This window comes from Wenyingzhuangia sp. IMCC45467 (genome assembly GCF_054111205.1).
Map to the genome: position 1 here is coordinate 22795 of NZ_CM134196.1, position 19706 is coordinate 42500.

A 19706-nucleotide genomic window follows, 5' to 3' on the forward strand; every position below is an offset into this window, starting at 1 on the left:
CTAGAGGCTTCTCTTTTGTTTAATAGTATAGTTAGTAAGTGATTTATAACTTGTTTAGAGTGTCATTAAAATTACCAGTAATAATAGGGTTGTTATTTTTAGTAACATTTCCGTGTATGGTTATGGTAGCTCCAGTGTTACCAAAATTAATGGTAGCGTTATTGTTTAGTATTAAGTCTCCGTATATGGTAATACTAGACCCTGAACTTAAAACCTCAAGGGTTCCGCCACTATTAATGGTCATGTTTCCATAAACGACCATACTTCCTTCTAAGTGCATGGTTGAATTGTTAATTTGTAATGCATTCCATGGATTGGTTGTGCTTCCTTGTGCTAAAGAGCCACTCATGTAAAAGTCACCTTGGCTATTAACATGTAATCCGTAAGTAACGGCTAAAGAGCCACAAAAAGTTAATTGATCGTTAATGTTAAGTCCCATTAAACTTGCAGATCCGCTGTAAGATTGAGGGCTGTTAGAATTAATATTTAACCAAGAACTTCCTGTATAAGCTGGCAGTCCTTCACAGTTGATAGTGTTTTCTGCATCTATTTCTTTTTCTACTGTTTTTATAATTTTTAAACCACCATCTCCACTAGCAACAAAAATATATCCATTGTTACTTTTAACGTAATTGGTAGATCCATCAATTTCTAATGTTCCAATAATATGGTTGCTTGATATCTCGTTTTCAATATCATATACAGCTATTCCAGCAGCACCATTGGCCATAAAAACATGATCGTTTTCTACTGTAACAGCATTGGTAACTACCTCATTAGGATCTATGTTGTTGTCTATAATACTAGGTAGTTCAAAAATAGTAAATGGAGCTCCAGTGTTTAGATTGTATATTCCTAATCCTTTTTTTCCTTCAGATACCATTAAGTAATCGTTATAAAAGGCTAAAGTTCTTTTAGAGTCCGCAATATCTTGACTAGTACTAAAGTTATTTATTTCATTTAAATTAGCTTCATTATAAACATAAATTCCTTCTGTTCCGCTTAATACAACTATTTTGTTATCATAGTTACCAATAGCTCTTAAATCACTTAAAACAAGACTCTGGTTAAGGTTTTTGTTGTTATGATTGTATTTTCCTATAATTCCGTTGTCTCCAGAAACACCATAAATACCGTTAGCATTGGCAAGTACGTCTGTAGCCACATAGCTAGGCATATCTATTATGCTGATATTGTCTGTAGGAATTCCATTTTCTAATTCAATAGACATTAATACAGCAGGAGCTGTACCATCATTGTCTAATGCATTAGAGGCTCCTGCTACATATAAAGTATTATTATAATAACTAACAGCACTTACATCTGTATTAGGAAAAATAGCTTCTACCTCCATTACTGGGTTGGTTGGATCCGAAATGTTGATAACATCCACAGCTCCTAAATATTGATTTCCTTCTACATTAAAAGAAACATATGCATAATTTCCTTCAATGGCAACATGTGTAGCTCTAAGTGTTGTTCCTTGATAAACAGGGGCAGATACTTCTGCAATTTTTACTAAGGGAATATTACTGGCAATATCGTTTTCAACACTAGCCGTGTTTTGATATTTAATACTGTTGGTTTTAGCATTAGAAATATTACTTGTTTTAGCATCAGGATTGTTTTTTGGGTCAGTTGGGTTGTCTGGATCGTTAGGGTCACTATCAGGAGCTTCTTTAATACTAATCACTCCTAAATCATTGTTGTTTATACGACTAGATAAGTCGGTTGTATTAATAATAATATCTTTTTCTCTATTTTTAATATCATTATTATTAGGGTTACAGCTTATCATAAAAACTGTTAACGGTGTAAGCATCGAAAAGATGATTTTCTTCATAGCAAATTAAAATTTATGTAAGTTTTACTAAGTAAAAGTAAACTAATTAATCAAAGTAGTCGGTTAATAATCGTTTAAAAGAGTGTTTGTTTCGGTAAACGGTTCTATATAGTCGTTAAAAAAATAAATGTAGTTTATTGGAACTTTTTATAAATATTATTTACTTTTTTTAAAATACTATTGATAAAATATTGTTTAGAAATTATCAAATTTGACAGGTATGTAAAGACCCGTTTTGTTTGTAATAATATCTTGATGTTTGTTTTTCATTTCCTATTTTAGCTAACATGAATAAAACTAAAAAACAAAGCATTTTTAAATTCAATAAAAAAAGAGATTCGGTTTTTTTAATTTTTGTTTTGGGAACTTTTTTGTTTTGGTTTCTAAACAAATTATCAAAAGAATATAGTCAAATTGTTTATTATCCTATTCATTATTCATCGTTGTCTAAAGAGTTTGTATTTCAGGAGAACCCACCAAAAGAATTAGGGTTTAGAATTAAAGGAAATGGTTTTTATTTTTTAGGTATTGCCTTTTCAAAACCAGAAATAGAAGTTTCTGTAGAGCATTTAAAAAGAAAAAACAAGTACGACTACTACTTGGCAAATAGCGAGTTAAAAAAACAAGTTAGAAATTCAATAAAAGAAAACGTTACTTTAGTAGATGTAATTTCGGATACTTTATTTGTAAAATTAGGGAAAAAAAGTTTTAAAAAAGTGGCAGTTGTTCCACATGTAGATGTTACTTATCATTTAGGATATAAATCTTTTTCGGGATATAAAATTGTTCCCGACTCTATATTAATTTCGGGTCCAGAAATGCAGGTGTCAAAAATTAATGAAATTAACTTAGAGACTTTTAAATTAGATAAAGTTCAGGAATCTATAGATAAAGAAGTTAAGGTAGTTAAGCCAGATATTCCTAAGATAGATTATTCACACGAAGTGGTACGTTTAAAAGTTGAGGTTGAAAAAATTACAGAAAAAACATTGTCTGTTCCTGTCCAAATTATCAACGCTCCTAATGGAGAAGAAATAGTGGTGTATCCTAAAAAAATTGAAGTTACTTGTTTGGTTAGATTATCACAATTTAACGAAGTTAAAACATCGGATTTTTTGGTAATTTGTGATTATAATAAAAGAACCAGTAAGTTTATGAAAACCGAAGTAAGACAAAAGCCTAACATGGTGTCTTCGGTAAAGTTAAGTATTAATGAGGTTGAATATTTAATATTAAAATAACATGGTTGTAGGGATAACAGGCGGTATAGGTAGTGGTAAAAGCACTGTTTTAGAGTTGTTTAAATCTTTAGGAGTTCCTATATATCAAGCAGATGTTGAAGCTAAAAATATTATGATTCATTCTCATGAAGTAAAAACAAGTATTATTCATTTATTAGGAGAAAAATCATATCAAAACAATGAGTTAAATAGAACCTATATCGCTCAAAAAGTATTCAATAATAAAGAGCTGTTACAGCAATTAAATGCAATAGTACACCCAGCAGTTCATAAACATTTTAAAGATTTTGTAGCTGAGCAAACAGCTCCGTATTTGGTTTATGAAAATGCAATTTTATACGAGAACAAAAGTGAACATTTTTGCGATAAGGTAGTTGTGATAGCAGCAGATTTAGAAGATAGAATTTCTAGGGTGATGAAAAGAGATAAAGTAGATAGAGAAGCGGTATTGGCTAGAATGGACAATCAGTGGAGTCAAGAAGAAAAAATTAAAAAAGCAGATTATGTAATTCATAACAATAATTTAAATAAATTGGAACATGATGTACAAGAGTTACATCATCAATTGTTAAAAATAGTATGATTTAGATAGAATCTAAAAGCAAATTTTACATAAATATTAAAATCAAGCGTTTATATTTGCTGAGAGAAGTATTAAAGAATGAAGTATATATATATTCTGTTTTCTATGTTGGTGTCATGTAGTTTGTATTCGCAAACAGGAGGTGAGACCCTATATTCTTTTTTAAATATACCAACATCTGCCAAACAAGTTGCTTTGGGGGGTGTTACTTTAACTTCTAGAGATGATGTTTCTCAAACTTTATGGAATCCATCATCAGTAAACACATTAATGGAAAACGATATTTCTTTTAATTATATTAAATATATTTCAGGAATAAATGTAGGGTCACTTTCTTATGCAAAATCTATTAACCCAAAATACGGAACAGCCTTTTTAGGAATTCAATATTTTGATTATGGAGATTTTGAGAGAACAGATGCTAGTGGCCCAACTGTTTTAGGGGTGTTTTCGGCAAGTGATATTTCTTTTAATTTAGGGTATGGTTATACTTTCCAATCAGTTTCATTTGGGGCTTCTTTAAAATATATATCATCCAAAATAGATGTTTATACTTCTTCAGCACTTTTGTATGATTTAGGAATTACCTATATACACCCAACAAAACCTATGGTAATGTCTTTAGTATTAAGGAATTCGGGAGATCAAATATCTGCTTTTATAGATGACAAAGAACTGATTAGAAGTAATGCTATTTTTTCTATAGAATATAGATTAGAGCATGTGCCTATTAAAATTTATGGTGCTGTTGATGAATTAAATAATTGGGATGTTAGCGAACCTAATCCATCAAGGTCTAAAACAGATTTAGAAAATAATGTAACCGAAGAATCTATTAGTGATGTAAATAATGCGCTAAGACACGTATCTTTAGGTGCAGAGTTATGGCCAGAAAAACTAATTAGTATTAGGCTAGGGTACAACCACCGTAGATCTCAAGAATATCAATTAAACGAAGTAAGAACAGGAGCAGGTTTGTCTTATGGTTTTGGAATCAATACCAAATATTTGAGATTTGATTATGCTTATGCTAAATTTCAAGAAGGGGCTAAGTATAGCACTTTCGGATTAACTTTACATTTATAATATGTCATCAAAAATTACCATTGCCATTGATGGATTTTCATCAACAGGAAAAAGTACAGTAGCTAAACAGTTAGCAAAAGAGCTAGGATATATTTATGTTGATACTGGAGCAATGTACAGAACAGTTGCTTTATATGCTTTACAAAATGGTTTTGCTAAACAAGGAGAGGTAGAAGAAGAAAAGTTGATAGATGATTTGGTAAAAATTCAAATAGATTTTAAATACAATTCTCAATTAGGTTTCTCCGAGGTTTACTTAAATAACGTAAATGTAGAAACTGAAATTAGAGGAATGGAAGTTTCTTCTTATGTAAGTAAAGTAGCCTCTATATCTGCTGTAAGACAAAAATTAGTAGCCCTACAACAAGAGATGGGAAAATCTAAAGGGATTGTTATGGATGGTAGAGATATTGGTACTGTAGTTTTTCCAAATGCTGAATTAAAATTATTTATGACAGCCTCTGCCCAAACCAGAGCACAACGTAGGTTTGATGAGTTACAGGCCAAAGGAAATACAAACGTTTCTTTTGATGAGGTTTATAACAATGTGGTAGAAAGAGATACTCTAGATACAACAAGAGAAGACTCTCCTTTAGAAATGGCTAAGGATGCTGTTGAAATAGATAACTCTAATTTATCTAGAGAAGAACAGTTCTATAAAATTTTGTCTTTAGTAAAAGCTAAACTTTAAGGTATATTTAAATATTTATGAGTTTGTAAAGAAATTTTCCATTGAGGATTTTTCATTACATAATCCACAATCATTGGAGTCATCATTTCTTTTTTACTCCATTCAGGTTGTAAATACAGACCACATTTGTTAGATACTTTAGCGGCTTGTTCTTCAGCAAATTTAAAATCACTTTTGTTGTGAATAATTACTTTTAATTCATGTGCTTCAGGATAAATTCCATCTAAAGGTAATTTTGTTTTTTTAGGAGACAAGCAAATCCAGTTCCATTGACCGCTTAGCGGATATGCTCCCGATGTTTCTATATGAGTTTGTAATCCTTTATTTTGTAAAGAGGATGTTAAATATTGCATGTCCCACATTAAGGGTTCTCCACCGGTAATGACAATAGTTTTGTATGGTTTTGCATGGTCTACAATAATATCTGCATGTGTAGGCGGATGTAAATTAGCATCCCAACTTTCTTTTACATCACACCAATGGCAACCAACATCACATCCACCTACTCTAATAAAATAAGCAGCAGTTCCTGTATGAGCACCTTCTCCTTGTATGGTGTAGAATTCTTCCATTAACGGAAGCATAACTCCTTTATCTACAAGTTCTTTAGTTTGTATATCCATCGGTTTTGTTTTGGTGTGCAAAGATACAAGAAATTATGTTCAGAAAAGTTTGTAAACTTTGTAAAGTTTTTAAGCATAAATATGTAAACAAATGTAAACGGTTCTTTATAATTTGTAGCTCAAGATTGATTACTAATAATTGATTTTTATGTACCTTGGTGCTTTAAATTTTTAGAATTAGATGAAAAAAATATTAGCACTATTAGTAGTTGTGGCCATGGCGATTTCGTGCCAATCAAAAGACACAACTATTGCATTGGACAAAGTTGGGCCAATTGATAATACGACCACGGTACAAGAACTAGAGAATTTGTTTAAAAACGATTCTATAGTATCTAGATTAAGTGAAGGTGATTTAGGAAATGTAAATGATTACATTGCAGATAATGATACTTATTTGGTATATAAAAAAGGAGGGAAGTTGTTGTTATCTATTTCTCCAATAAATCCTTTAGACAGTGTTTCTAAAATTAGAAGTGTAACTATTTTTAGTGATGAATATAAAACAGAAGCAGGAGTAGGGGTAACCTCTACTTTTAATGAATTAAATGTAAATCATAATATAGATAAATTGGAAGCTACCTTTAAATTGATAACAGTTTTTGTAAAAGATATTAATGCTACTTTTACTATAGATAAGCAAGTTGTTGGTGTTAAGCCTTTTACTTTGGGTGATGTTGATAAAAGTCAAATTCCAGAGGGATCTAAGTTTACATCATTTACGGTTTGGTTAGATGATAAATAATAGACAGAAACTCTAAAAAAGCAAAAAGGCATTTCCATACAGAAATGCCTTTTTTGATGTCTTTATTTTTAAAATTATAGTTAAGCTCTATTTTCTCCAGCTAATAAAGTATTCTTTAATAACATGGCAATAGTCATAGGTCCTACACCTCCAGGAACCGGAGTGATGAAAGATGCTTTTAGAGCAACAGATTCAAAATGTACATCTCCAGCCAAACGGAAGCCACTCTTTTTTGACGGATCATCTAAACGAGTAATTCCAACATCAATAATAGTAACTCCTTCTTTAACCATATCACCAGTTAAGAACTCAGCCACACCTAAAGCCACTACAATAATATCTGCTTTTAAGGTTAACTCTTTTAAGTTAGCTGTTCTAGAGTGAGCAACAGTTACCGTTGCATCACCAGCAGCTCTTTTTTGAGACATTAAAATACTCATTGGACGTCCAACAATATGCGAACGACCAATAACAACAACGTTTTTACCAGATGTAGGAACTTTATAACGCTCTAACAACTCCATTACTCCATAAGGGGTTGCTGGTAAAAAAGTAGGCAATTCTAAAGCCATTCTCCCAACATTTGTAGGGTGAAAACCATCAACATCTTTAGTAGCATCAACAGCTAATAAAACTTTGTGCTCATCAATATGTTTAGGCAATGGTAATTGAACGATATATCCGTCAATAGCATCATTGTTGTTTAACTCTTCTATTTTAGCTAATAATTCAGCTTCGGTAGTTTCTTCTGGTAATTCTACAAGTGTAGAATCAAAACCAACTAACTCACAAGCTTTTACTTTAGCACCAACGTAGGTTTTACTAGCACCATCATTCCCAACAATTACAGCTGCTAAATGAGGCGTTTTTTTACCTTGAGCTTTTAATTCTTTTACTTTTTCTGCAATTTCAGCTTTGATGTCTGCAGAGGTTTTTTTACCATCTAATATTGTCATCTTGTTTTTTTTAGTACTGAATACAGAGTACACAGTAGTAAGTTTAATTGTTACTTGTAAAACTAATTACTCAGTACTTTGTACTGAATACTAAAATATTACATTCCTGGCATTCTTCCTTTCATACCTTGCATCATCTGCATCATTTTTCTAGAGCCACCACCTTGCATCATTTTCATCATTTTACTCATTTGAAAAAATTGTTTTAACAATTGGTTTACCTCAGTAATACTAGTTCCAGATCCTTTGGCAATTCTCTTTTTTCTAGAGGCATTAATTACTTTAGGTTCAGTTCTTTCTAAAGGAGTCATAGATTTTATAATGGCTTCAATTCCTTTAAAAGCATCATCATCAATATCAACATCTTTAAGGGCTTTTCCAGCACCTGGAATCATTCCTACCAAGTCTTTCATATTTCCCATTTTTTTGATTTGTTGAATTTGACTTAAGAAATCATCAAAACCAAACTGATCTTTAGCTATTTTCTTTTGTAGTTTTCTCGCTTCTTCTTCATCGTATTGTTCTTGGGCACGTTCTACTAAAGAAACAACATCTCCCATTCCCAAAATACGATCAGCCATACGTTCTGGATAGAAAACATCAATAGCTTCCATTTTTTCTCCAGTACCAATAAACTTAATAGGCTTGTTAACTACAGATTTAATAGTTAAAGCAGCACCACCACGAGTATCACCATCTAATTTTGTTAAAACAACTCCGTCAAAGTTTAATAAGTCATTAAAAGCTTTGGCTGTGTTTACAGCATCTTGACCTGTCATAGAATCTACTACAAAAAGAGTTTCTTGTGGAGTTACAGCTTTATGAATGTTAGAAATCTCTGTCATTAAAGCTTCATCAATAGCCAAACGACCAGCAGTATCTATAATCACTGTGTTTTTACCATTTGCTTTTGCATGAGCAATAGCATTTTTAGCAATTTCTACAGGGTTTTTATTATCAATTTCAGCATATACTTCAACTCCAATTTGCTCTCCTACAACTTGTAACTGATTGATGGCAGCAGGACGATAAACATCTGCTCCTACCAAAAGTACTTGTTTGTTCTTTTTAGTTTTTAAAAAGTTGGCTAATTTTCCAGAAAAAGTAGTTTTACCAGAACCTTGTAAACCAGCCATTAATATTACGGTTGGTGATCCTGTTAAATTAATTCCAGCAGTTTCACCTCCCATCAAATCGGCTAACTCGTCTTTTACAAGTTTAACCATTAATTGACTTGGATTTAAAGTAGTTAATACATTTTGTCCAATGGCTTTTTCTTTAACTCTTACAGTAAATTCTTTGGCAATTTTAAAGTTTACATCGGCATCTAATAATGCTCTACGTACTTCTTTTAAAGTCTCTGCTACATTTACTTCTGTTATTTTTCCGTGTCCTTTTAGAACGTGTAAGGCTTTATCTAATTTATCTGATAAATTATTGAACATATGCTGTAATTTACTTTATTAAAGTTGAGCTGCAAATATACAAGAATATCACAACTTTAAAAGGGTTTTATTAACAACAAAAAACCTTCCCAAATAGGAAGGTTTAATTGTAAAACATAAAAACAAATACTATAATTTTTTTAAAATGATAAAACGACCATGAAATTAAGTGGCTTATCATTTGCTTATTGTAAAATTATAGAATAAGTGTTTAATTATCATTGACTTATGTTATTTTATTGCGAATTTTTAAATTTTAAGGCTAAAGAATTTACACAATATCTTTTTCCGGTGGTGTTTTTTGGTCCATCCATAAAAATATGACCTAAATGTCCATCACAAACATTACAAACTATTTCTGTTCTAGTAATTCCATATTTATTGTCTTTATTAAATCCAATATTGTTACCTATATGTTCATCAAAAGAAGGCCAGCCAGAGCCTGAATCAAATTTGCTTTTAGAGGTAAATAAAGGAGTGTTGCAGGCAGCACAATGGTAAGTTCCTTTTTTATAGAATTTATCATATTTTCCAGAAAAAGCTGGTTCAGTTCCTTTTTTTATTAATACTTGATATTGGTTTGGGGTTAATGTTTTTTTCCATTCTGCATCCGTTTTAATGATTTTTGTTTGGGCAGAAATACTACCAATACAAAAGATTATGAATAGGATAAAAAGACTTTGTTTTGATTTCATTTTTGTGAGATTTAAAAATTAAGTCGAATCTGTAGTAGAATCATTACTTAGTTTTCTATCAAATGTTATATTTGTGTAAACCAAATTTATTTTTGACATGAAAAAAACAATCTCATTAATTATAGTAACTACAATTTTAGTAGCATGTTCTACTGTACCTATTACAGGAAGAAAACGTTTAAATTTTGTATCGGATGCAGAAGTGTTACCAACTAGTTTTGCTCAATATGATGCTTTCTTAAAAGAGAATAAACTATCTACAGATAAAACAAAAACTCAAGAAATAAAAGCTGTTGGGGTTAGAATATCTACAGCAGTTGATAAGTTTATGCGTAAAAATGGTATGAATGCTGAGGCTGATAGTTACCAATGGGAGTTTAATTTGGTACAAGATGACCAACTAAATGCATGGTGTATGCCAGGAGGAAAGGTTGTTTTTTATACCGGAATTTTACCTGTGGCAAAAAATACAGATGGTATTGCTGCTATTATGGGACATGAAGTTGCACATGCTTTTGCTAAACATGGACAAGAACGTATGAGTTCTAGTCAAATTCAGCAATATGGAGCGGCAGCTATAGAAATTGGTACTGGTGATGCTGATTCTAAAACCAAAGAAATGTGGAATATGGCTTATGGAGTAGGTTCTCAATTAGGAATGTTAAAATACAGTAGAACTCACGAAACTGAGGCTGATAAGTTAGGATTGGTTTTTATGATTATGGCAGGTTATAATGGAGAAGAAGCTGTAAGAGTTTGGGAACGTATGAGTGAAATTGGAGGAGGAGCTCCACCAGAATTTTTGAGTACTCACCCGTCTAATAGCACAAGAATTGCAACCCTACAATCTTATTTGCCAGAAGCTAAAAAATTAGCAGCTAAGTATAGGTAATTTAGTAGTTGTATAATAAGTTAGTGAAAATGCTCCAAAATTATATATGATTTTTGGAGCATTTTTTTTATCATATTTATCAAAAGAAGGTCGTATAGCCTAAATTAGATTTAAAGAAAACACAATAATGAAATGAATAACAATTAAAGTTTTTGAAAACTATTTTGAAGCACATGTTTTAAAATCTAAACTTGAAAGTGAAAATATAAAAAGTTACCTTCAAGATGAGAATATGATTACACTAAACCCTCTTTACAACATTACATTAGGAGGAATTAAGTTAAAAGTTAAATCTGATGATTTTGAAAAATCTCAAAGTATTATAAAAGAAATAGAAAGTATTCCAGTAACTGATGAAAATAATGAAATTTTAATTTGTCCAAAATGTAGTTCGGATAAAATTTATGCACATTTTAAATCTACAAAAAGTACAAAAGGAATTTTGTCAATTTTAATCTCTTTCTTATTTCTTATATATCCTATTTATTATAAAACTTTGAGGAAATGTAAAGAATGTAATTTTGAGTTTAAAATATAAATTGATTACTAATACTATCATAACGAATGTCATCAGAATTAAAAATAGTCATTAATTTTTTTTGAATATTTTCATCTGTAGATTTTCCAATATTGAATTGTTGATTGTCGATTAATAATAATCTGTCGGAATGTTTTAGAGCAAGATTTATTTCGTGTGTAGAAATTAACACTGTTTTTTTAGTCTCTTTACAAATTTTTGATAAAATTTTAAAAATGTTTATTTTGTGATGAATGTCTAAATGTGAGGTAGGTTCATCTAATAATATAATAGGAGTATCTTGTGTCAACGCTCTGGCAATCATAACTCTTTGTAATTGTCCATCACTTAATTGATGAATTAATTTGTTTGATAAACCAGCCGTGTCTGTTAAAATCATTGCATTTTTAATAATAGAAATATCTTTGTCAAACAATTTCCCTAACCAATTGGTATAAGGTTGTCTTCCTAAGGCAATTGTTTCGTATACAGTTAAAGAATTTTCAGGAATGCTTTCCGTTAATACCACAGCAATTAGTTGGGCAAATTCTTTAGGAGTTAATGTTTCTGTATTTTTATTGTTAATTTCAATACCTCCATCAATATGTGTTAACATTTTACCAATGGTTTTTAAAAGAGTAGATTTTCCTGAACCATTTCTACCTAATAAACACAATAATTCTCCTTTGTGTAAATCAAAATTAATTTTTTGGCAAACATTAATCGTTTTTTTTGAGATTGTATAGCCTATATTTAGGTTAGTTGCTTTTAATATTATGTTTTTCATGAATCTAATTTTTTAGATTTAGAAACCAACAACCATATGACTATTGGAGCTCCAAAAATTGAAGTAATAGCATTAATGGGTAAAGTTTTAGAACCTACAGAAATATGAGTTAAGCTATCACAAATTAACATCACAATAGCACCAATAATTCCTACTGCTGGGATTAATATTTTATGATTTGAGGTTTGAAAAATCAACTTAGTAATATGTGGTATTGCCAGGCCTATAAAAGCAATAGGTCCTACAAAAGCAGTAATACTTCCTGTTAACAAACTGGTGATGATAAAAATAATGCTTTGTGTTTTCTTTATAGAAATCCCTAAGCTTATTGCATAATTTTCTCCCAATAGCAGAGCATCTAAAGGTTTTATAATAAATAACAATCCAATAGCACTAACCGCTATGATTCCAATTAATAAATACAATTCAGACCATTGCAGGTTGCTTAAACTTCCAAAACTCCAAAAAATATATTGTTGTAATTCTGTGGCTGAACTAAAGTAAGACAATACACTAATAATTGCAGAAGTAAAGCTACCAAACATCAATCCTATAATAAGTATAGACATGGTGTTTCTAATATTTCTGGCGGTAATCATCACTACACTTAAAACTAAAAAAGAACCTAAACTTGCTGCTAAGGGGATTGAGAAATTGTATAAGTAAGGAAGTGATCCAAAAAAACTACCTCCCATAATTAAGATTGCTACCCCTAAACTTGCCCCAGAACTAATTCCTAAAACAAATGGTCCTGCAAGTGGATTTCTAAAAAAAGTTTGCATCATCAACCCACTAACTCCGAGGCCAATACCTACCAAAATACTAGTAATGGTTTTTGGTAGTCTGTATTCTGTAATAATGTATTGATAGTTTTCTGAAGTATCTGGATCATTTGTAATAATATGCCAAATTTCCTTCATAGGAATGTTAACAGTTCCTGTATAAATATTAAAAACAGCAATTACAACCAAGGTGATAAATAATGCTATAAAAACGGGATAATATTTTTTTTGTGGAATATACACTTTATAGGTTTTGTAAAAACTGTATTAATTTTTGTACAGCCAATCCTCGGTGACTAATTTTTCCTTTTTCCTCCAAGCTCATTTCTGCAAAAGAAAGATCATATCCGTTAGGCTTAAAAACAGGATCGTATCCAAAACCTTCATCGCCTTGTTTTTTTTCTAAAATAATACCGTTACAAACACCGTCAAATAAGTATTGTTGATTGTTTATGTTTAAACAAATAATAGTTTTAAAATGAGCATCTCTATTAATTTTACCTTCTAGGTTTTTTAATAATAAATTCATGTTTTTTTCAGCATTTCCATGTTCACCAGCATATCTAGCAGAATAGACCCCAGGTTCTCCATTTAATGCTGTTACTAATAGACCAGTATCATCAGCAAAACAACTATATCCATACTTTTCTGTTACATGGTTGGCTTTTATAATGGCATTGCCTTCTAAAGTATCAGCAGTTTCAGGAATTTCTTCGGTACAACCAATATCAGTTAAGGATAATAATTCAATATTAGGAAGTAAAGCAGCTACTTCTTTTAGTTTGTTCTTGTTATGTGTGGCAAAAACTATTTTCATAGAGATGTTGTTTGTGTTTTAGAAGCTATTCGTGGTGATATGGTTCGTTTTTTAAAATAGTAAAACCTCTGTATAATTGTTCTACCATAAATAAACGAATCATTTGATGAGAAAAGGTCATTTTAGATAAAGAAATTTTTCCTTGTGCTTTTGAGTAAACAGTATCAGAAAAACCATAAGGGCCACCAATCACTAAAACCAATTGTTTAATTCCAGAATTCATCTTTTTTTGTAAAAAATTAGCAAAGTTTACAGATCTAAATTCTTTTCCTTTTTCATCAAGTAAAATTAAATGATCAGTAGGTTGTAGTTTTTTAAGAATTAATTCTCCTTCTTTTTCTTTTTGTTGGGCTTCGGAAAGATTTTTAACGTTTTTGATATCAGGAATAATGTCTAACTCAAATTTTATATAATGCTTTAGTCTATTCTGATAATTGTCAATCAGTTGAATTAAATTTTTATCATCGGTTTTACCAATGGCTAAAAGAACAATTTTCATAGTTTCCTTTTCTTTTAAAGAGCAAAGGTACTAAGAACTGATGATATCTGTGTTTTATACTAAGGAAGGTGAGTAAAAAAATTCTTCTTTTACAATTTTTTCATCTCTTACATGAAAAATACAGAGTTCTTCTAGTTGTACACGACCCAAACCTCTAAGAGTAACATCTATGCTAATTTTCATACAAAAATGATTTCCTGCCACCAAAGGATCAGAAATTTCGGAGTGATGTATTTTTTGAGCAAGTTCAAAAAAAATGGCAGTTTTTCTTTGGACTTTAGCAATTCCTCTAGTTTTTCGGTGTCTGTTAGAGTGTGATTCAATGCTTTCAATATGATCATCATATAACTCAACTTGAGCTAAGGCGTTTTGTCCTCGTCTACAAAGACCTACCAATCTATCTGCAATTTCTTGTGTTGTCATAGCTAACCTAAAGATTTTCATCATAAATTTAATACCATTATTCTGCTGATTAGCTGATAGATGTTGTGTTTACGTCTGTTTTTTCGCATGTATTAAGAATAATGAATGTATGTAAATTAATTACAGAAGTATATCTTTGTTTTAAAATTAAGGAAATGATAAGTCAAACACAATTTGATAATGAAATAGAATTGATAATAGCCAATGCTATTAGAGAAGATATAGGAGACGGAGATCATTCTTCTTTGGCCTGTATTCCTTCAACCGCACATGGAAAAGCCAAACTATTGGTAAAAGATATAGGAATTATTGCTGGAGTAGATTTTGCTTTGCAGGTTTTTAATTATGTTGATAAAACTCTTAAGGTAGAAGTTTTAATTAATGATGGAGAAAAAGTAAAACATGGTGATGTTGTTTTATATGTTTCAGGTAGTTCTTTATCTATTTTAAAAGCAGAAAGATTGGTGTTAAATGCCATGCAACGTATGAGTGCCATTGCTACTAAAACTGCTTTTTATGTTGATTTATTAAAAGGTACTGGAACCAAAATTTTAGACACAAGAAAAACTACACCAGGAATTCGTGCCATTGAAAAATGGGCTGTAAAAATTGGAGGAGGAGAAAATCATCGTTTTGCTTTATATGATATGATTATGTTAAAAGACAATCATATAGATTTTGCAGGGGGCGTAGCCCAAGCTATAAAACAAACCAAAGAGTATTTAAAAGCAAATAATAAAGATTTAAAAATAATTGTAGAGGCACGTAATTTGCAAGAAATTAAAGAAATTATTCAGTTTGATGGAATTCATAGAATTTTAATTGATAACTTTAATTACGAGGATACAAAAAGAGCAGTAGCCTTAATTGGTGATAAAGCAGGAACGGAATCTTCGGGAGGAATTAACGAAGAAACTTTAAGAAAATATGCAGAATGTGGAGTTCAATATATTTCATCAGGAGCATTAACACACTCTGTTTATAATTTAGATTTAAGTTTAAAAGCGATAGACTAAATTGCTTAAAAAAGAATGTTAGAAACAAAAGAAATAAAAAAAGAGGATTCTCTAGAAGAAGAGTTAAAAGAAGTACCAGTAATGAATTGGTTTGTTCGTACTGGAAAAAAAATTCCTGTTCCTGGTTTGGAGGGAATGACTCTATATGATCTGCTAGAAATGTATTTTATAGGAATTTTAAAAGGAGCTTTAACCTCTAGAGCTGGTGGAATTTCATTCAGCTTTTTCATGGCACTATTTCCTTTTATGCTGTTTATGTTAACCTTAATTCCATTTATACCTATTGATGGTTTTCAGGAAAATTTTATGTTGTTGATTTCTGAACTATTACCTCCAAAAACATTCGAGGCAGTAGATACTGTTTTGGCAGATATTGCTAATAATAAATATGGAGGATTGCTTTCCTTTGGTTTTATAGTTTCTATATTTTTAATGACAAATGGAGTCAATGCTATTTTTGCAGCTTTTGAGTATTCTGTACATGTAAAAAAAATTAGAAATGTAGTTAAGCAATACCTAATATCCTTAGGAACTTCTTTAACCATGTCTTTTATGTTGATATTAACTGTTGCAGTTACCATTTTTTTTGAATTTGGAGTTCAGTTTTTATACAACAAAGGATGGCTGCCAGAAGGGTTAATGTGGATTAGTAATTTACGTTACCTGTTGTTTATGTTTTTAATTTTTTGTAACGTATCAATGTTGTATTATTTCGGAACATCGGAAGGTAAGCAAACTAACTTTTTTTCAGCGGGTTCTGTGTTAACAACCGTACTGTCGTTGCTAACTTTTTATGGTTTTGGAATTTATGTAGTTAAATTTTCAAAGTATAATGAATTGTATGGTTCTATAGGTACTCTTTTAGTATTAATGCTTTTTATATGGCTAAACTCTATGATTCTTTTGTTAGGATTTGAGTTGAATGCAAGTATTACAAGATTAAGGTATGAACATAAGTTAAAAGAAATTGACGAAAAAGAAATGCTCAGAGGGGATAGTCATTATTCATAAAAAACACCTTAAATTAAAAGGAATGTTTTTTACTTAAAAATTTCTGAATCCATATTCCTGATTTTTTTATAGTTCTTTTTTGAGTAACAAAATCGGTATAGTACAATCCAAATCTAGGTTTTGTTCCTTCAGCCCATTCAAAATTATCTGTCAAAGTCCATATAAAATAACCTTTCACATTAATGTTTTTTTGAATAGCTTTTAAGGTATAGTAAAAGGTTTTCTTAAAATAATCAATACGTTTTTTATCTTTTATTTTTCCATTATCTATAATATCATCAAAGCAAACTCCAGATTCAGTAATGTATAGGTCTTTAATATTAGAGTAATTATTAAATTTTTCTAACATCTTTAGAATTCCTTTGGGGTAAATTTCCATTCCCATATTATTTATTTTAACATTTCTTTTTACAGCAGGTATTTCAGTTGCAAAAAGAATAGGAGGAAGTAAGCTGAATTTAGCAACAATTTTAAAATAGTATTGAATTCCTATAAAATCAAAATCAAACTTCATCATTTCTTCGTCACCTGGTTGGTAATATTTTTCAATTTGTTTTAAACCAGGAATAGAATCAATAGGATATCCTAAACCTAAAGCAGGTTCAATAAAAAAACGATTTAAAAGAGCATCAATACGTTCAGCAGCTTTTTTGTTTTTAACCTGTCTATTCATAGGCTTTACATAAGAACAAGAAAAAGTAGTCCCTATAAAAGCATTATTTACATTTTTTCTAATTATTCTACCTCCAATAGCTTGACACAAAGTAGTGTGATGTGCAGCAGATAGAAAATTTTTCATTCCTTTTTTACCAGGAGCATGCATTCCCATAAAGTATCCAAGTCCTACAAAGCTCATAGGTTCGTTTAGTACAATCCAGTTTTTTACTTTGTTGCCGTATTCTTTTGTGCAAAAGTTTACATAGTTTTCAAACCAGTTTAAAACATCTCTATTGTTCCATCCTCCTTTTTCTTCTAAAATTTGTGGTAAATCCCAGTGATATAATGTCACCCAAGGTTTAATTTTTAGTTCAAGACATGTGTCTATTATATCATGATAAAAATCTACTCCTTTTTGATTGATTTCACCGATACCATTTGGAAATATTCTAGACCATGATAAAGAAAATCTAAAGCTATCTAAATTCAAGTCTTTTACTTTTTGTATATCTTCTTTATAATGATGATAAAAATTAGTAGTTACATTAGCATTTCCGTTTTTAAAATTTGATTTATTAGTAAAATTATCCCAGATTGATTTGCCCTTTCCATAGGTATTCCATTTTCCTTCATTCTGATAAGCAGAAATCGTAACTCCCCAATTAAAATAATTAGGGAATTCTGAAGCCTTTACTTTAGGATAAGCCATATTAAAGATTATAATTAAAAATAATAATAATGTTTTATTTTGCTATACTACATTATATGTTTGTCCTATATATATAATTGATGATATCTTTTTGTTAAGTTATCAGTCCGTTTTTATTAGTTTTAGTTGTAAAAATTAAATATCTAGTTGAGAATTGATTTTTTTTTATTAATTTCATGAATTCAACTCACATGTTTTCAGTTGATTAAAAATAAACAGAAAAATAGTTTAAAAAAGATTAGGAAATAAATAAAAAAGGTGCGTATCTTTGCACCCGCAACGGCGATTAGGTAACTGATTGTTTGGGGCAAAAAAGTTCAGATACATTAAGGGTTTTATGGTGGTTTAGGCTACTGTTTTAGGATAGAAAAAGGTTTAGAATTTTTTTAAAAAATATTTTAAATTTTATTTGTTTTAGAAGAAATAAAGTTCTTATATTTGCAACCGCTTAGCGAGGCAGCTAAGTAGTTAACTTCGAGAGGAGTTACAGATAAAAAAGTCACGATGTGACTAAGTTCATTGAGAATATTGAAATTGACAGCGTAAAATTAGAAAGTAAAATTACATGACTAGATCATGAGATTTTTTTGAGCATCATCAAGATATTAAAATATTAACGATGAAGAGTTTGATCCTGGCTCAGGATGAACGCTAGCGGCAGGCCTAACACATGCAAGTCGAGGGGTAGCGGGAATTGCTTGCAATTTGCCGACGACCGGCGCACGGGTGCGTAACGCGTATAGAACCTACCTTAAACAGGGGGATACCCCATGGAAACGTGGACTAATATCCCATAGTGTTATAGATTCGCATGGATTTATGATTAAAGATTTATCGGTTTAAGATGGCTATGCGTCCTATTAGTTAGTTGGTAAGGTAACGGCTTACCAAGACATCGATAGGTAGGGGTCCTGAGAGGGAGATCCCCCACACTGGTACTGAGACACGGACCAGACTCCTACGGGAGGCAGCAGTGAGGAATATTGGTCAATGGAGGCAACTCTGAACCAGCCATGCCGCGTGAAGGATGACTGCCCTATGGGTTGTAAACTTCTTTTATATGGGAAGAACTATAGTTACGTGTAATTATTTGACGGTACCATACGAATAAGGACCGGCTAACTCCGTGCCAGCAGCCGCGGTAATACGGAGGGTCCAAGCGTTATCCGGAATCATTGGGTTTAAAGGGTTCGTAGGCGGGCTAATCAGTCAGAGGTGAAATCCAGCAGCTTAACTGTTGAACTGCCTTTGATACTGTTAGTCTTGAGTTATATGGAAGTAGATAGAATATGTAGTGTAGCGGTGAAATGCATAGATATTACATAGAATACCGATTGCGAAGGCAGTCTACTACGTATATACTGACGCTGATGAACGAAAGCGTGGGGAGCGAACGGGATTAGATACCCCGGTAGTCCACGCCGTAAACGATGGACACTAGTTGTTGGAATTATTCAGTGACTAAGCGAAAGTGATAAGTGTCCCACCTGGGGAGTACGGTCGCAAGATTGAAACTCAAAGGAATTGACGGGGGCCCGCACAAGCGGTGGAGCATGTGGTTTAATTCGATGATACGCGAGGAACCTTACCAGGGCTTAAATGTAGGATGCATTATTTAGAGATAGATATTTCTTCGGACTTCTTACAAGGTGCTGCATGGTTGTCGTCAGCTCGTGCCGTGAGGTGTC

General features: G+C 31.3%; 20 protein-coding genes and 1 rRNA gene (1 of these 21 running past the window's edge). 10 read left to right on the plus strand and 11 right to left on the minus strand.

The features are described 5' to 3' along the window. Window positions 1–43 precede the first annotated feature (43 nt). Window positions 44–1843: a hypothetical protein gene (locus ACXGQT_RS00120; RefSeq protein WP_457829416.1), complete on the minus strand. Its 1800-nt coding sequence runs from the start codon at window positions 1841–1843 to the stop codon at window positions 44–46. A gap of 287 nt (window positions 1844–2130) precedes the next feature. Here ACXGQT_RS00120 and ACXGQT_RS00125 point away from each other — a divergent pair, with 287 nt between their 5' ends. From ACXGQT_RS00125 to cmk, 4 genes are all read left to right on the plus strand, one after another. Beyond that, entirely contained in the window at window positions 2131–3084 is a 954-nt protein-coding gene (locus ACXGQT_RS00125; protein WP_457829417.1) for a hypothetical protein, read from the plus strand. 1 nt (window position 3085) lies between these two features. Further along, window positions 3086–3667 (plus strand): dephospho-CoA kinase, encoded by a 582-nt coding sequence (gene coaE / locus ACXGQT_RS00130; RefSeq protein WP_457829418.1) that lies wholly within the window; start codon window positions 3086–3088, stop codon window positions 3665–3667. 78 nt (window positions 3668–3745) lie between these two features. Continuing rightward, a complete protein-coding gene (gene porQ / locus ACXGQT_RS00135; protein WP_457829419.1) occupies window positions 3746–4753 on the plus strand; it encodes a type IX secretion system protein PorQ in 1008 nt (335 codons plus the stop codon). A 1-nt stretch (window position 4754) separates the two neighbouring features. After that, window positions 4755–5444, plus strand: a complete 690-nt coding sequence (gene cmk / locus ACXGQT_RS00140; protein WP_457829420.1) for a (d)CMP kinase — start codon at window positions 4755–4757, stop codon at window positions 5442–5444. Here the strand turns inward: cmk and ACXGQT_RS00145 are convergent. Further along, entirely contained in the window at window positions 5441–6067 is a 627-nt protein-coding gene (locus ACXGQT_RS00145) for a 7-carboxy-7-deazaguanine synthase QueE (RefSeq protein WP_457829421.1), read from the minus strand. The genes cmk and ACXGQT_RS00145 overlap by 4 nt on opposite strands. 181 nt (window positions 6068–6248) lie before the next feature. Between ACXGQT_RS00145 and ACXGQT_RS00150 the strand changes: the two genes are divergently transcribed. Beyond that, window positions 6249–6812 (plus strand): hypothetical protein, encoded by a 564-nt coding sequence (locus ACXGQT_RS00150; RefSeq protein ID WP_457829422.1) that lies wholly within the window; start codon window positions 6249–6251, stop codon window positions 6810–6812. An 80-nt stretch (window positions 6813–6892) separates the two neighbouring features. On the opposite strand, the gene ACXGQT_RS00155 is transcribed toward ACXGQT_RS00150, so the two are convergent. From ACXGQT_RS00155 to msrB, 3 genes are all read right to left on the minus strand, one after another. Beyond that, window positions 6893–7768, minus strand: coding sequence for a bifunctional 5,10-methylenetetrahydrofolate dehydrogenase/5,10-methenyltetrahydrofolate cyclohydrolase (locus ACXGQT_RS00155; RefSeq protein WP_457829423.1), 876 nt, complete (start codon window positions 7766–7768; stop codon window positions 6893–6895). A gap of 98 nt (window positions 7769–7866) precedes the next feature. Next, window positions 7867–9213, minus strand: coding sequence for a signal recognition particle protein (gene ffh / locus ACXGQT_RS00160; RefSeq protein WP_457829424.1), 1347 nt, complete (start codon window positions 9211–9213; stop codon window positions 7867–7869). Between the two features lie 236 nt (window positions 9214–9449). Continuing rightward, complete coding sequence (gene msrB, locus ACXGQT_RS00165) at window positions 9450–9908, minus strand: peptide-methionine (R)-S-oxide reductase MsrB (RefSeq protein ID WP_457829425.1); 459 nt, start codon at window positions 9906–9908, stop codon at window positions 9450–9452. A 97-nt stretch (window positions 9909–10005) separates the two neighbouring features. Here msrB and ACXGQT_RS00170 point away from each other — a divergent pair, with 97 nt between their 5' ends. Both ACXGQT_RS00170 and ACXGQT_RS00175 read left to right on the plus strand, forming a co-directional pair. Next, window positions 10006–10800 (plus strand): M48 family metallopeptidase, encoded by a 795-nt coding sequence (locus ACXGQT_RS00170; RefSeq protein WP_457829426.1) that lies wholly within the window; start codon window positions 10006–10008, stop codon window positions 10798–10800. Between the two features lie 142 nt (window positions 10801–10942). Further along, window positions 10943–11338, plus strand: a complete 396-nt coding sequence (locus ACXGQT_RS00175) for a DUF2007 domain-containing protein (protein WP_457830830.1) — start codon at window positions 10943–10945, stop codon at window positions 11336–11338. On the opposite strand, the gene ACXGQT_RS00180 is transcribed toward ACXGQT_RS00175, so the two are convergent. Genes ACXGQT_RS00180 through ACXGQT_RS00200 form a run of 5 tightly spaced genes read right to left on the minus strand, consistent with a single transcriptional unit; the run spans window position 11328 to window position 14649 of the window. Beyond that, window positions 11328–12104 (minus strand): ABC transporter ATP-binding protein, encoded by a 777-nt coding sequence (locus tag ACXGQT_RS00180; protein ID WP_457829427.1) that lies wholly within the window; start codon window positions 12102–12104, stop codon window positions 11328–11330. The two genes, ACXGQT_RS00175 and ACXGQT_RS00180, sit on opposite strands and share 11 nt — an antisense overlap. Next, window positions 12101–13123 carry a FecCD family ABC transporter permease gene (locus ACXGQT_RS00185; RefSeq protein ID WP_457830831.1) on the minus strand — a complete coding sequence of 341 codons (1023 nt, stop codon included), beginning with the start codon at window positions 13121–13123 and terminating at the stop codon, window positions 12101–12103. The genes ACXGQT_RS00180 and ACXGQT_RS00185 overlap by 4 nt, the downstream gene beginning before the upstream one ends. A 7-nt stretch (window positions 13124–13130) precedes the next feature. Next, entirely contained in the window at window positions 13131–13703 is a 573-nt protein-coding gene (locus ACXGQT_RS00190; protein ID WP_457829428.1) for a non-canonical purine NTP diphosphatase, read from the minus strand. Between the two features lie 25 nt (window positions 13704–13728). Then, a complete protein-coding gene (rlmH, locus tag ACXGQT_RS00195) occupies window positions 13729–14202 on the minus strand; it encodes a 23S rRNA (pseudouridine(1915)-N(3))-methyltransferase RlmH (RefSeq protein WP_457829429.1) in 474 nt (157 codons plus the stop codon). 54 nt (window positions 14203–14256) lie between these two features. Further along, window positions 14257–14649: a SnoaL-like domain-containing protein gene (locus ACXGQT_RS00200; protein ID WP_457829430.1), complete on the minus strand. Its 393-nt coding sequence runs from the start codon at window positions 14647–14649 to the stop codon at window positions 14257–14259. Between the two features lie 131 nt (window positions 14650–14780). Between ACXGQT_RS00200 and nadC the strand changes: the two genes are divergently transcribed. Both nadC and ACXGQT_RS00210 read left to right on the plus strand, forming a co-directional pair. Continuing rightward, the gene (gene nadC / locus ACXGQT_RS00205; RefSeq protein ID WP_457829431.1) at window positions 14781–15641 is read left to right on the plus strand and encodes a carboxylating nicotinate-nucleotide diphosphorylase; all 861 of its coding nucleotides are present in this window, start codon (window positions 14781–14783) and stop codon (window positions 15639–15641) included. A gap of 15 nt (window positions 15642–15656) precedes the next feature. After that, window positions 15657–16652, plus strand: a complete 996-nt coding sequence (locus tag ACXGQT_RS00210; protein ID WP_457829432.1) for a YihY/virulence factor BrkB family protein — start codon at window positions 15657–15659, stop codon at window positions 16650–16652. Between the two features lie 13 nt (window positions 16653–16665). Here ACXGQT_RS00210 and ACXGQT_RS00215 read toward each other — a convergent pair whose 3' ends face one another. Further along, window positions 16666–18018 (minus strand): glycoside hydrolase family 1 protein, encoded by a 1353-nt coding sequence (locus tag ACXGQT_RS00215; RefSeq protein WP_457829433.1) that lies wholly within the window; start codon window positions 18016–18018, stop codon window positions 16666–16668. Window positions 18019–18634: 616 nt separating this feature from the next. Here ACXGQT_RS00215 and ACXGQT_RS00220 point away from each other — a divergent pair. Then, window positions 18635–19706, plus strand: a 16S ribosomal RNA gene (locus ACXGQT_RS00220); it runs 448 nt beyond the window's last position.

What these genes read in the sequence shown, in the direction of transcription:
- ACXGQT_RS00120 (WP_457829416.1), bottom strand. Translation starts at nt 1,843, where the DNA reads ATGAAGAAAATCATCTTTTCGATGCTTACACCGTTAACAGTTTTTATG.
- ACXGQT_RS00155 (WP_457829423.1), bottom strand. Translation starts at nt 7,768, where the DNA reads ATGACAATATTAGATGGTAAAAAAACCTCTGCAGACATCAAAGCTGAA.
- nadC (WP_457829431.1), top strand. Translation starts at nt 14,781, where the DNA reads ATGATAAGTCAAACACAATTTGATAATGAAATAGAATTGATAATAGCC.
- ACXGQT_RS00210 (WP_457829432.1), top strand. Translation starts at nt 15,657, where the DNA reads ATGTTAGAAACAAAAGAAATAAAAAAAGAGGATTCTCTAGAAGAAGAG.
- ACXGQT_RS00215 (WP_457829433.1), bottom strand. Translation starts at nt 18,018, where the DNA reads ATGGCTTATCCTAAAGTAAAGGCTTCAGAATTCCCTAATTATTTTAAT.
- ACXGQT_RS00170 (WP_457829426.1), top strand. Translation starts at nt 10,006, where the DNA reads ATGAAAAAAACAATCTCATTAATTATAGTAACTACAATTTTAGTAGCA.
- ACXGQT_RS00145 (WP_457829421.1), bottom strand. Translation starts at nt 6,067, where the DNA reads ATGGATATACAAACTAAAGAACTTGTAGATAAAGGAGTTATGCTTCCG.
- ACXGQT_RS00200 (WP_457829430.1), bottom strand. Translation starts at nt 14,649, where the DNA reads ATGATGAAAATCTTTAGGTTAGCTATGACAACACAAGAAATTGCAGAT.
- rlmH (WP_457829429.1), bottom strand. Translation starts at nt 14,202, where the DNA reads ATGAAAATTGTTCTTTTAGCCATTGGTAAAACCGATGATAAAAATTTA.
- porQ (WP_457829419.1), top strand. Translation starts at nt 3,746, where the DNA reads ATGAAGTATATATATATTCTGTTTTCTATGTTGGTGTCATGTAGTTTG.
- cmk (WP_457829420.1), top strand. Translation starts at nt 4,755, where the DNA reads ATGTCATCAAAAATTACCATTGCCATTGATGGATTTTCATCAACAGGA.
- ffh (WP_457829424.1), bottom strand. Translation starts at nt 9,213, where the DNA reads ATGTTCAATAATTTATCAGATAAATTAGATAAAGCCTTACACGTTCTA.
- msrB (WP_457829425.1), bottom strand. Translation starts at nt 9,908, where the DNA reads ATGAAATCAAAACAAAGTCTTTTTATCCTATTCATAATCTTTTGTATT.
- ACXGQT_RS00125 (WP_457829417.1), top strand. Translation starts at nt 2,131, where the DNA reads ATGAATAAAACTAAAAAACAAAGCATTTTTAAATTCAATAAAAAAAGA.
- ACXGQT_RS00150 (WP_457829422.1), top strand. Translation starts at nt 6,249, where the DNA reads ATGAAAAAAATATTAGCACTATTAGTAGTTGTGGCCATGGCGATTTCG.
- coaE (WP_457829418.1), top strand. Translation starts at nt 3,086, where the DNA reads ATGGTTGTAGGGATAACAGGCGGTATAGGTAGTGGTAAAAGCACTGTT.
- ACXGQT_RS00180 (WP_457829427.1), bottom strand. Translation starts at nt 12,104, where the DNA reads ATGAAAAACATAATATTAAAAGCAACTAACCTAAATATAGGCTATACA.
- ACXGQT_RS00190 (WP_457829428.1), bottom strand. Translation starts at nt 13,703, where the DNA reads ATGAAAATAGTTTTTGCCACACATAACAAGAACAAACTAAAAGAAGTA.